This window comes from Pseudoalteromonas sp. OOF1S-7 (assembly GCF_022347765.1).
GTDB lineage: Bacteria > Pseudomonadota > Gammaproteobacteria > Enterobacterales > Alteromonadaceae > Pseudoalteromonas.
On record NZ_JAKRFZ010000003.1, the window covers coordinates 281,908 to 294,207 of the forward strand.

General features: G+C 51.8%; 8 protein-coding genes and 1 pseudogene. 3 read left to right on the top strand and 6 right to left on the bottom strand.

The genetic code is table 11. The annotated features are described in order from the left end of the window. The first annotated feature begins 266 nt into the window (after positions 1 to 266). Positions 267 to 2,141 (top strand): monovalent cation:proton antiporter-2 (CPA2) family protein, encoded by a 1,875-nt coding sequence (locus MHN33_RS06130; RefSeq protein ID WP_239397133.1) that lies wholly within the window; start codon positions 267 to 269, stop codon positions 2,139 to 2,141. Between the two features lie 84 nt (positions 2,142 to 2,225). Continuing rightward, the gene (locus MHN33_RS06135; RefSeq protein WP_239397134.1) at positions 2,226 to 2,474 is read left to right on the top strand and encodes a hypothetical protein; all 249 of its coding nucleotides are present in this window, start codon (positions 2,226 to 2,228) and stop codon (positions 2,472 to 2,474) included. A gap of 178 nt (positions 2,475 to 2,652) precedes the next feature. Here MHN33_RS06135 and MHN33_RS06140 read toward each other — a convergent pair whose 3' ends face one another. From MHN33_RS06140 to chrA, 3 genes are all read right to left on the bottom strand, one after another. Further along, positions 2,653 to 5,373: a methyl-accepting chemotaxis protein gene (locus tag MHN33_RS06140; protein ID WP_239397135.1), complete on the bottom strand. Its 2,721-nt coding sequence runs from the start codon at positions 5,371 to 5,373 to the stop codon at positions 2,653 to 2,655. 127 nt (positions 5,374 to 5,500) lie between these two features. Next, positions 5,501 to 6,334, bottom strand: a complete 834-nt coding sequence (locus MHN33_RS06145) for a mechanosensitive ion channel family protein (RefSeq protein ID WP_239397136.1) — start codon at positions 6,332 to 6,334, stop codon at positions 5,501 to 5,503. A 151-nt stretch (positions 6,335 to 6,485) separates the two neighbouring features. Further along, positions 6,486 to 7,634: a chromate efflux transporter gene (gene chrA, locus MHN33_RS06150; RefSeq protein WP_239397137.1), complete on the bottom strand. Its 1,149-nt coding sequence runs from the start codon at positions 7,632 to 7,634 to the stop codon at positions 6,486 to 6,488. 106 nt (positions 7,635 to 7,740) lie between these two features. Here chrA and MHN33_RS06155 point away from each other — a divergent pair, with 106 nt between their 5' ends. Then, positions 7,741 to 8,691 carry a LysR family transcriptional regulator gene (locus MHN33_RS06155; RefSeq protein ID WP_239397138.1) on the top strand — a complete coding sequence of 317 codons (951 nt, stop codon included), beginning with the start codon at positions 7,741 to 7,743 and terminating at the stop codon, positions 8,689 to 8,691. Positions 8,692 to 8,698: 7 nt separating this feature from the next. Here MHN33_RS06155 and MHN33_RS06160 read toward each other — a convergent pair whose 3' ends face one another. From MHN33_RS06160 to MHN33_RS06170, 3 genes and pseudogenes are all read right to left on the bottom strand, one after another. Further along, positions 8,699 to 9,808, bottom strand: a complete 1,110-nt coding sequence (locus MHN33_RS06160) for a family 20 glycosylhydrolase (RefSeq protein ID WP_343224832.1) — start codon at positions 9,806 to 9,808, stop codon at positions 8,699 to 8,701. Between the two features lie 15 nt (positions 9,809 to 9,823). After that, positions 9,824 to 11,167, bottom strand: a pseudogene (locus MHN33_RS06165) (family 20 glycosylhydrolase); the annotation flags it as partial. Positions 11,168 to 11,341: 174 nt separating this feature from the next. After that, the gene (locus MHN33_RS06170; protein WP_239397139.1) at positions 11,342 to 12,139 is read right to left on the bottom strand and encodes a spondin domain-containing protein; all 798 of its coding nucleotides are present in this window, start codon (positions 12,137 to 12,139) and stop codon (positions 11,342 to 11,344) included. Between the last annotated feature and the right edge of the window lie 161 nt (positions 12,140 to 12,300).

The following is a 12,300-nucleotide window of genomic DNA, read 5'->3' on the forward strand; positions in this document are numbered from 1 at the left end:
GTTAACGCACCGATACACTGAGCCTGGTACCTTGGCTGTCTATACGGACAGTTTGTCTTTGTAACCACTACATCATCCAAAGACCAGCCAGAGTCAGCATATCCGCCCTTTTCGTACTAAAGTTTAGAAGGTCACTGTGGGAAATTGGGGTCTCTGAATATGAAAAAAAATAAAGTACTAAGTGTTATCGGATCAATGCCTTGCATCACACTCGAAGCGTACAAAACCGAGTGTCAGGCTGCAGTAAAAGTAGCAGGTGGCCGCACATGACTGGCTATTTTATACAGGCCTTTGTTTATCTGGCAGCCGCCGTCATTATGGTACCGCTGGCAAAGCGATTGGGGCTGGGCTCGGTGCTCGGCTACCTCATTGCCGGGGTGATCATTGGTCCCGTGTCCGGCATGGTGGGCGAAGAAACCGTCACAATACAGCATTTTGCCGAGTTTGGAGTGGTGATGATGTTGTTTTTAGTTGGGCTTGAGCTGCACCCTCAGATGCTTTGGCAAATGCGCCATCGGTTATTAGGCTTAGGCGGGCTACAGGTAACCGGAAGCGCAGTTTTTTTGGCGCTCATTGCCTGGTTACTGGGCCAGCCTGTGAGTGTTGCGGTGGCAATTGGCCTGGTATTCTCTTTGTCATCTACTGCCATTGTGCTGCAAACATTTAATGAAAAAGGCCTGACAAAGACCGAGGGCGGGCACAATGCCTTTTCAGTGTTGCTGATGCAAGACATTGCCGTGATCCCCATACTGGCATTTATCCCTGTTCTGGCACTGCCCGAGTTGGTAAGTGCCGCACGGGCGATGCAAACCACGGCGCAGCACCATGAATCATTGAGCCTGGTGGCTGGGCTACCAACCTGGGCGTATGCCGGTGCGATTTTTGCCAGCATTGCGGGTGTTGTTGTGATTGGGCATTACCTGAGTCGTCCTTTGTTTCACTATGTGGCCAACTCAGGACTGCGAGAGATCTTCGTGGCAACTGCCCTGTTGCTTGTCATTGGTATTGCCACTTTGATGAGTCTGGTGGGGTTATCTCCGGCATTAGGCACCTTTCTGGCTGGCGTGGTACTGGCTAACAGTGAATTTCGTCATGAACTGGAATCAAATATTGAGCCTTTCAAAGGCTTACTGCTGGGGCTGTTTTTCATTACGGTTGGGGCTGGTATTAACTTTGCCATACTGTCTGAGCACCTGTTCCTGATCATCACACTCACGCTTACGGTGATGCTGGTTAAAGCTGGCGTACTGTGGGCGCTGGCGGTGCTGTTTAAAATCCACAACAGTGACCGCTGGTTATTTGCTCTGAGTTTGTCTCAGGCTGGCGAGTTTGGTTTTGTGCTTTTGAGTTACGCATTGCAAAATCATGTTATTCCGGCTGCAACTGTGAGCTTGTTACAGCTCGTTGTGGCCTTATCTATGTTCCTGACACCCGTGCTGTTTATTCTCTACGACAAAGTCATATTACCGCGCTATCAGCAGACCACCAATCAGCAGGCTTATGATGATATCCAGGAGCAGGGTCAGGTGATTATTGCAGGAATTGGCCGGTTTGGTCAGATTGTAAATCGATTACTGATCGCCAATGGCGTACACACGGTTGTAATGGATCTCGATGTGAATCAGGTTGAGTCAATGCGCCGGATACAGGTCAAAGCCTACTTTGGTGATGCAACACGGCCTGAGTTATTGCACACAGCCGGTATTGAACAGGCTGCGTTACTGGTTGTCGCCATTGATGATCGGGAAAGTGCCAGGACACTGGTGCAAGCGGTTAAGCACAACCACCCGGGAGTAACCGTACTGGCCAGGGCGTTCGACAGGGGTCATCACTATGAATTAAAGCACGCCGGTGCCGATGTGATTGTCAGTGAAACGTACCATTCAGCTCTGGATCTGGGGGCTAGTGCACTGACTTGCCTTGGTTTTGAGCCAGCGCTTGCCGAACAGAAAAAGCTGGCTTTCTGGGAAACCGAAAAAGCAGCATCAGAGCAACTCTATGATACCTGGCAACATGGCAGTGAAGGCCAGCAGTACGATCACGACTATCGTAAGCTGTTTATCCAGACTGAAGAGGCCATCAAGCAAGCCATGCAATCAGATATTGCCGATGAACAGGAGCATGCAGATAAAGCGCGCTGAGCCAGGATCATCAGCCTCAATACTGGTGCAGACAGTGGCAGACCTGATATGCTACGCGCTTTTAGCGACAACTGAGTACAAAACATGATTGACGATAAAGAATTGATCAGCACACTGGATGAATTGGAAGCGTTTTTGAAGCTGGTAGAAAGCGGCGGATTGGGTCTGAACAATGCTGCAGGTGTGGCACTGGCGACCAATAACAGCAATGGTCGGCCGTTTGTTGCCGTGCTGGACGATAATCATCAGCTGATCCTGGGTCGCTGGGTAACTCAGGAAGTGTTTGATAACGGTAAAGACCTGATACGCCAGGGGCCGAATAAAGCACACTAACACCCGGCGCATTGTCAGGTCTACTGACTGCTCAGATTTATCGCACCTATTGGCGATCCGGGCTCCCGCCGCAGCATTAGTCGAAGTACTTTCAGCTCGGGTTTTGAGCCCGCTTGTGAAGCGCTCAATCCGGGCAAAATGCAGTGCAGCTTTATTCGCGCATGCCAGCTAATGGCCGCTAAGACGAGCGGCTGTCTTCCAGTTGGAAAAACGCCACCTGATCGGTCAATACCCGGGCCTGATCCTCCATGGTTTTACCCGACTTGGAGGTGGTCTCGACCAAAGAAACATTCTGCTGGGTAATACCATCCATTTGTGCGATGGTTGAGCACACGGAGGCGATACCTGATGCTTGTTCTTTACTGGCGTCGTCAATATTGGCGACCATATCACTGACCTGCGCAATCGACTGCGTCAGTTCATCGAAAGTCGTGCCGGAATCATAGACCAGCTTACTGCCTTCCGTGACGGCATCTACACTGTTTTTGATCAGAGCTTTAATCTCTTTGGCTGCACTGGCACTGCGTTGTGCCAGGTTGCGAACTTCACTGGCCACCACTGCAAATCCTCTGCCAGCTTCACCTGCCCTGGCGGCTTCAACGGATGCATTGAGTGCCAGCAGGTTGGTCTGAAAAGCGATTTCATCAATCACCCCAACGATGTCGGAGATTTTGTGGCTGTAGTCTTCAATATTGCCAACTGCGCTGATGGCATCTTCAATGGTGTGCTTACCACTGAGCGCTTTTTCTCTGACGACGGCCGCACGTTCAGACGCTGTGGTCGCGCTGATTGCATTGTTTTTGACGGTTGCTGTCAGCTGCTCCATGGTGGCGGCCGTTTCTTCCAGGCTGGCCGCCTGACTTTCAACTCGGCTATTGAGCTCGTCATTGTCGCAGGCTATCTGCCTGGCGATATCAAACACTTGTGCAGCACCTGTGTTAATGGTCTGAACCAGCTCGCTAAGCTTATCAAACAGGCCGTTCATTGCCTTAGTTAACACAGAGAAATCAGCGCCCAGCTCTGCGGTGATTCGATGGGTTAAATCGCCTTGCTCTAGTGCAAATATCGCCTCCTGAATATGCTGGACGGCTTGTTTTTGTGCCGTGATATCCGTGGCATATTTAACCACTTTGACCGGCCGGCCATGTTGGTCCATGATAGGATTGTAAGTTGCCTGGATCCACACCTCCCGACCACTTTTAGCGATGCGCATATATTGCCCCGCGTCGAACTCGCCGCGATTAAGTTGCGCCCAGAACTGCTGATACTCAGCACTTTGTGCCTGCTCAGCAGTGGCAAACATACGGTGGTGCTGGCCTCTGACCTCGTCGAGTGTATAGCCCATCGTGCTCAAAAACAGCTCATTGGCCCATAGAATGGTGCCGTCCATGTCAAATTCAATCACAGCCTGAGATTTGTGTATGGCCTGTACCTGGCCCTCCAGATCTGCCGCGATTTCTTTCTGACGCGTAATATCCATGGCATATTTGACGACTTTGAGCGGGTTACCCTCGTCATCCCGGATCAGGTTATAGGTTGCACTGATCCAAATAGGCTTGGCATGTTTGCCTAAGCGAAAAAACTCACCAGAATGGAAATGGCCATTTTTCAGGTCAGCCCAGAACTGCTGATACTCATCGCTTTGGGCATATTTGGATTCAACGAAGATCCTGTGATGTTGCCCGACAATTTCCGCTTTGCAGTATCCCATGGCAGCAAGAAAGTTGTCGTTGGCATCTAAAATGTTGCCCTCTAAGTCGAATTGGATCACGGCCCCTGAGCGGTTAATGGCGTCTATCTGTCCTTGCGCTTCAAAGGCTCTGAGCTTGTCTGCGGTAATGTCTGAGGCGAACTTCATGATTTTACAGAGTCGCCCATGCTCGTCAAAAAGTGGTGTATAGTGCGCCTGGATCCACACCGTCTCGCCATGTTTGTTGATACGTTTAAACTCCCCGGACTGCAACTCGCCACGACCCAGGGCTTGCCAGAATGCGGCGTATTCGTCACTGGCGGCCTCTTTGGCGGTGACAAATAAGCGGTGATGCTGACCCTGGATCTCGTCAAGCTGATAACCCATCACATCGAGAAAGTTCTGGTTTGCGGTCACTATGGTGCCATCGAGGGTAAACTCGATCACAGCCTGAGCCTGCTGTATTCCGTTAATCTGGCTGTGCAGATTGATCAGGGTTTGTTGCTGTTTCGACATGTCACAGGCTAATAACACGACTTTTGCGATGCGCTGCTCAGCATCACGCACTGGTACCAGCCAGGCATGTAACCAGAGTGACATTTGCTCATCGGTTTGCCATTGCAGGTCACACTCAACGGAATGGCCTGCACTGAGCGTGTCCCAGCAGGTTTCACTCAATTGCTCATTGGTGATAAATTGCTGGCACTGGCGGTTAATCACCTGCTCTTTTGCTGCCCCGACTAAGGCTAAAAAAGCCTCATTGGCACTGAGCACAGTGCCTTGCAGGTCCAGCTCGAGCCGAGCCTGCGCGCTGGACTGCGCCTGTGCGGTGAGTTTGCTATCCAGCAGCGGACGGTATTGGGCTGTCACATTCTGGAGTATGGCAAAGCACTGCGCATGGTCTGCCGGACAGATCTGTACGGAGATGTAATACAGCGTGCCCTCGGTATTGTGCATGGCGCAGATCTGCGCGCCATCTTGCTGGGCGTTTTGCAGTGCTGCATGCAGTATCTGGTAGTCACGTTTGTTATTGCACAGCGATGCCAGTGTTTTTGGCGCTGCGCTGTGAGAAAAAGCCAGCATGCTTAAAAAGGCCTGGCTGGTGGCGGTGATATCGCCTTGCCTGTCTAACTTCAGCCAGGGTAAGGTCTGCGGTAGGGTAACTTGTGGTTCAGTTTTTTTTGTGCCGGAAAAGCCGAAGAGCGCCATATCACATCCTGGTAAGTTGCTATTTAACACTAAAACTATAGACAAGGAATAACCGCCCCCCAAAGATTGTGGCGCAGAAAGTGCTACTAAGCGGCCGGCATAGGACAGGTGCCCCGAAATATCGGTATCAGGTGTCGCTTTCGTTGACCAGAATGACCTTACGGTGCGGGAAGGGGATCTCTATATTGGCGTCATCCAGGGCCTTTTTCACCTGCTCAGGCACCGAATACAGTACGTCAAAATAATGCGCCCCATCGCAAAATGGCCTGACCAGAAAGTCTACAGAGCTGTTGTTCAGCGACTCTACTTCAACAAAAGGCGCAGGCTCGGACAAAATATGAGGATGAGCCTGCAACACCGAGTGGATCACGGCCTTAGCATCATCAATGCTCTCATCGTAGGCAATGCCAAAACGCATATCCACGCCGCGAACAGCATGATGAGAGTGATTCACTATTTTGCTGCCCCAGATATGACTGTTGGGGATCACAATTTGCTGGTTATCAAAGGTCTGCAATATCGTGGTAAACATGTCGATTTCAGTCACTTTGCCAAACTGAGCTGCGGTGTCGATAAAGTCATTGACTTTGTAAGGCCTGAAAATCAATAACATGACGCCAGCTGCCAGGTTAGACAAGGTGCCTTGTAACGCGAGCCCCACAGCCAGCCCTGCGGCGCCGAGCAAAGCTATGATTGACGCGGTTTGCACGCCGAATCGGTTGAGCACTGCGATACCGACAAAGGCCAGCACGGTATATTTGGCAACACTGCCAAAAAATTTGAACAGGGTATCATCCAGTTTGTCGTAGCGGTTCGCCACAGAGACAACGGCCTTATAGGCTTTGCCCGCCAGCCAGATCCCAATGAGCAGAATTAACAAGGCCAGCAACAGGTTAGTAGCCCAGTCAACGGCAACAGGTAAATATTGATTAATATCGATTTTTTCTAGAAAGCTGTTCATACACCGACCTCGGTAAAGGGTTGAAAGAATTGCAGAGCGTTTTCAGTGATGCGTTTAAAAGTTAGTTGCAGGGATGGGATAGTTCAACCTGATCACAGCGGGAAGGGGAAATCGGGTAGAGGTGGTCCTGAGACCACCTGATTATCGAGTGTCAGATAAATCCCATAGTGACACCAGCCAGCATAAAGGCGGCGACCAGCCAGACGATATGGAGCTTCAGGTGTTTAAGCAGATAAAAGCCGGCCAGCACCACTACAATATCTTGTGCAGAGTTTGCTGAGCTGGTAAATACCGGGTGATAGAGGGTGGCTACCAGTAATCCAACCACGGCGGCATTGACACCATTCAATGCGCCCGCCACACGAGGTCGGCTGGCGAGCAGTTGCCAGTTTTTTAGCACCCCCAGCAGCAGTAAAAAGCCGGGTAAAAATACCGCCAGGGTTGCAATCAAAGCGCCTGCGATGGGGTTTGCCGGCATCAATGCATAGCCCAGATAAGTGGCAAACGTAAACATCGGGCCGGGCACAGCCTGAGCGGCGGCGTAGCCAGTCAAAAAGGTATCCTGAGCGAGGCTGTCACCGACAATATTTTGCAGCAGCGGCAGCACCACATGGCCGCCTCCGAACACCAGGCTACCAGCCTGATAAAAGTCATTGAACAGGGTCACTGAAGGTGCAAGGTGGGCGACAAAAGGCAGGGCAATTAATAAGCCAATGAATACCAGCAAAGGCAGCCAGCTTGCCTTAAATGGGGGGATTGTTTGGCTTGGCTGTGGTTGTCCTTTCAGGTAAAACATGCCGATCAGGGCCGCCAATAGCAGCACCGTCATTTGGGTGCCAATACCTGGCAACAGCAGCAGGGCAGTCGCCGTGATGACGCACAGAGCGGCGGTAAGGCGACTTTGACAAAAGTTCTTGTACATCCCCCAGGCGGCATCTGCGACAACCACAATGGCCAATAATTTCAGCCCATGCACCATGCTTTGAAAGACACTGGTATCGGTCACCTGGCTGGCCATCAGCGCGAGGGCCACCATGATAATGACTGAGGGTAAAGTGAAGCCGACAAAGGCCGCGCAAGCGCCACTCAGCCCCCCGCGCTTATAGCCGAGTGCAAAACCAACCTGGCTCGACCCGGGGCCGGGTAAAAACTGGCTCAGCGCCACCAGTTGGGCATAGTCTGCATCATCCAGCCACTTGCGCTTTTCCACAAAGGTTTGCCGAAAATAGCCGATGTGCGCAGCCGGGCCGCCAAAGCTAATCCAGCCCAGCAAAAAGAAGGTTTTAAAAATAGCAAACATAGTATCGATGCTCTGTTATCACGACTGCCGCTAGGGTAAAAAATGACGTAGAATGATTCAAATTAATAGTTTTGATTGTAACTATGAATAATATAGGATTTGCGTGATGCGCTTTGATGATGTGCCGTGGCGGCAGATAGATTTAAATTTACTGGTGGCCTTTGCCTATCTGTATCGTTGTCGCAGTGTCAGTGTGGCGGCCGAGCAGGCGTGTGTCAGTCAGTCAGCAATGAGCCATTCGCTGGCGCGACTTCGCCGGTTACTGGACGATGTGCTGTTTGAGCGCAAGGGGCACAGCATGGAACCCACCGATTACGCAAACCAGGTTGCGCCTGTGATAGAGCAGCTGCTGGATATGGTGTCGGACAACTTACTGCACACGCCACAATTTGTCCCTGCCCAGTACCAGGGAGTGTGTCGCATCGGCCTGACAGATTATGCCGAGCTCAACTTCGCTCCTTTGATTTACGACCGCATTCGCGCCGAGGCGCCCCATGCTCAGGTCAGCTTTGTGAATGTAAATCGCAGCAACTATATAGCGCTGAGCGAGCAGGAAAAGCTGGATCTGGTGATTGGCAGTATCACAGAACCCGGTGCTGCATTTAGCAGTCAGGTTCTGTATACAGAACGCCATGTTTGTCTGGTCGACCCAGCTGTGTTTGCCACTGAGCTTCCCCTGAGCCTGGCTGCGTTTGCTCAGACCGAACAGGCGCTGGTGAGCCCGGACGGTCGACTCACGACTCAGGTGGATCAGTTACTTGCCAGCACCGGGCTGACGCGTCGGGTCACGGTTGCAAGTCGCAATTTCCTGACGATACAGCGCCTGCTCAGTGGGCGCCGTCTGGTGGCCATAGTGCCGTTAAAAATGGCCCAGCTGGCATGCGATGAGGCTGGCCTGACATACTTTGCACCACCGCTGCCGGTGCCGGACTTTGATATTGCTATGCTGTGGTTGAATAAACGCACCAGTGAAGAGAAAAATATCTGGCTCAGAGCGCTGGTGCAGACTGCTTTGTCCTCACCGGCCGGGCAGGCAGAGAGTGAATCATCACTGTGAATCGCGGCTAATCCAAGCCGGATGTGCCCCGACAAGCCTCCAGTAAATGCTCACTGAACAGCCCGGTTGCTATCACCACTTCTGAGCTGTGTTGTTGAATGCTGTGCAGTCGTGTCACTAATTGCTGCACTTTGGTGGCTGATATGGACGTTCGCACAGTACAGCTTCGGATCACTGACAGACTAATTTCATTAATATTGCGGGCCTGATCTAACATTGTAGCAAGTTTGTTCAGTGCAGGTGCTTGCGACAGCAGAGGAGCTAACTGGCGATAGTCTGCCTGCCAGCCTTTCAGCGTGTTTGCTATACGCTGCAACATGCTGCGGTTTCCCTGTCTGAATTGTGTTAATTGTTGATAGAGCTGGATCAGTGCCGGACTTTCTACCGGCAGAAAGTCGGCCAGTTGGGTCAATGGCGCGTTCTGATGATATAGCCCTTGCTGATATTTTATATGGTGGCGCGTGTAATAGCTGGCCGGTTCAAGTTGCTCGGCAAAGCGCAGCAGTAAAGCCAGGTTGTTCGGACTGTTGTGTTGTGCCAGTAGTTTTCTGAGCCCCTGTCTGAACTGCTTTTTATGATGCAGACCAATGGCATCGGCAAAATCAGAGACGGGTAACAACCTGTGGTACATGTGCTCTGCGTCTGTACGAGCACGCTCAGACCAAAGTCGCTCTGCGATGGCAAACAAACGTGGCCAGCTGCGTACATCCAGGTTGTGTTCAGTCACCAGCTCACTCCAGAGGGTCGCTTCGCCACCGAGAATATTGCGCTGCGCCTGTGCACTCATCGCGCTTAGAAACGGCATACTGGTCAAGTCAGTATGGGTAAAGTGCGGATCCAACTGCCCCGTTACGGGATAGACGGCATTACCGATGAGGATCCGGCCCGATAATCCTGACTCAGGACTCAGTGCGAGCTGTGCCCGGGTCGGACCCATCCAGCTGTCAATGGTGGCGTTGAGCCGCGACATACCGGCATCATAGGGTATTAAGTGGTTATCGAGTTGCGCCTGCTTAAATGGCTGGTCGTTGAGTTGGATATAGGCATGGCGCAGCGTTTTTTGCTCAGACACCAGCACCAGTTTGCCTGTCACTGCACTGCCTTTGAGCCGGGGCATAGTGAAATCCCAGGCCTGAATGCTCTCACTCTCTTCAAGCGGATGCGCGCGCTGCAAATCGGTATCAAACGGCTCATTGCGATAATGGTAGTCAGTCGGCTGTGGCTGGTCGATGTAAAAACCGGCTGACAACAGCGCTGGATAGCCTTGGGCGGCAATCTGGCTCAGGCTGGCCTTGCCGCGCCACGACTGGATCATCACATCTTTGTCCAGTGCCGGGTGGAAAATCTCATCCCAGCCCATCATTTTTTTGTCATGGCGGCGCAAGATAGCCTGCACCTTAGCGTTGAAATGTGCTTGTAAGTCGGCGCTTGTGGCGAGCTGATGTTTGCCCATATAGGCCTGCACCCGTTTGCTGTCCTGTCAGTGTTTTGGGTGGACTTCGTCTCCGCCTATGTGCAAGTAAGGGTCCGGAAAAAGCGTGGCAAGCTCAGCAACTATGGCGTCGATAAAGTCATAAACTTCGGGTTTGCTTGGGTCGAGCAAGGGTTCAAACACCCCCCAGCCATCTTCCATCTGGTAAGGCTTAACCTGAGTCATTAACTCCGGATAGGCAACCGCAATGGCAGAGGCATGTCCGGGCACATCAAACTCCGGCACCACCCGGATCCCCAGATGACTGGCGTACTGAACCACCTCTTTGATCTCTGCCTGCGTATAATACTGACCATCCGACGCAAGCTGGTGTAGTTTGGGGTACGCTTTTGAGGCGAAGCGCCAGCCCTGATCGTCTGTCAGGTGCCAGTGAAACACATTCAGCTTGGCCGCAGCCATGCCGCGCAACTGGCGTTTAATCGCCGCGACGGAAATAAAATGGCGGACGCTGTCGAGCAGCAGTCCACGCCAGGGAAATCGGGGGTTATCTTCTATCTGCAACAGAGCCAGTTCTCGGCTGTCGCGGGCGAAATACAATAACTGGCTGAGTGTTGCCAGCGCATGGAGTGCACCAAACTCAGTGGGTGCGCTGATAATAATGCCTGTTTTGCTGATACTCAGCTGATAGCGTTCATTTTGATTGAGCTGTGGATGATACGAAGAAGGGGCTTGTGACTCTCCGGCGGTGACAATTATGGGTAACGCCGCTTCAGCGGTGACAGACGGCACCTGATAACCAAAATCAGAGAATTGTTGCTGATAGTAAGCCAGAGCAAACGCGCTACGCACAGGCGACAACCCGTTGAGCGAGAGTGTCAGCGGCTTATCTAATGCCAGGGTTTGCGCCGACTGCACCAAGGAGGTGGGCATAGGCATCAAAATGGGCGTCTGGTCAAATGGTTGCGCCTGGCCGGCAGGGATCACCAGTAAGCTGATAAACACGCCGTACAGCAAAGTCTTGAGTTGAGCCATCATAGTGATCATTTCATTAAAGATAGCGCTATAAAATCGTGTTTATGGGAACAGTGCAAATGAGAGATTTTCAATCAGGTGTGTTCAGTCGCGGCTCCGGCGCTGCGATCAAGGGGAATATGCAGAACAGGCTGAAGCCCGTCTTTTCAATGGACAGAGCATCAGTCTATTCCTGAAAATTAAGGGCTATTGCATACGCTCGATTTCAATCATACCTATGTGGGCACCTGACTCGCGATGCACACCTGCCGAAAAGTCGCTGTCAGCGGGGTCACTGGTGAGCAGCATTATCGGCTCTGCAGGGCTGGTAGCTTGATTGGCCGAGCCAAAGCGTGACCCGCTGTCACTGCCTGCATCATAAACCTTGAGCTGAATGGTTTGACTCTCCAGCCACTGATTATCTGTAAATAAAGGCACGCTTTGCAGGGCGATAAACCAGTCGGGGCTTGGGGCAACCATAGACACCACGCTAAGCAGCGGAAATTGCTGACTGGCTTCGAAAGTAAAGGTAATGCTTTTGGCACTGTTTGGGACTCCCGATTCGTCAATCAGGTAATTTGAATGGCCGGCATTCTGGATGGTGCTGATCTCGTCTTTAAGCAGAGACTTGGAGCCGGTTTCGGCCATGCTGATCATACCTGCGGAGGCGGGGGTATCGGATTTAAAAATCATGCCGTCTGCATTATGGGTGAGTCCAACCAGGGGAGAGAAGTGAGAATTCGCCGGGAAGTTAGTGGCAAAGTTGTCAGCTTCCCAGGTGCGGGTAAAGGTCAGCTGATAGGTCGCAGTGTCCTCTGCCTGCTCATTGGTTGTAGTGTCAGTGTTGGTATCCGTATTTGTATCAGTGCTGGATGTCTCTGTACTTGTTTCACTGTTTGTATTGTTGCTGACATTCGCCTGGGTTGTCTCCCCACCGCCTCCGCCTCCGCAGGCCGTCAGCATAAACAGAATAAGTGCGCAAAGTGATGTGTTAGCTGTGCTCATATTAGCCTCGTGTCAGTGAGTCAGGGTCTGGTAACAAGACCTGAGCAATGGCCGTGCTATTTCACGGTTAGTGCAAAAAACATACAAAGCATGCTCGGTTCTGTGTACTTGGATAATGCAAACCGTGGTGTACCGACTTGAGAGATCCTCAACTGTTTTTC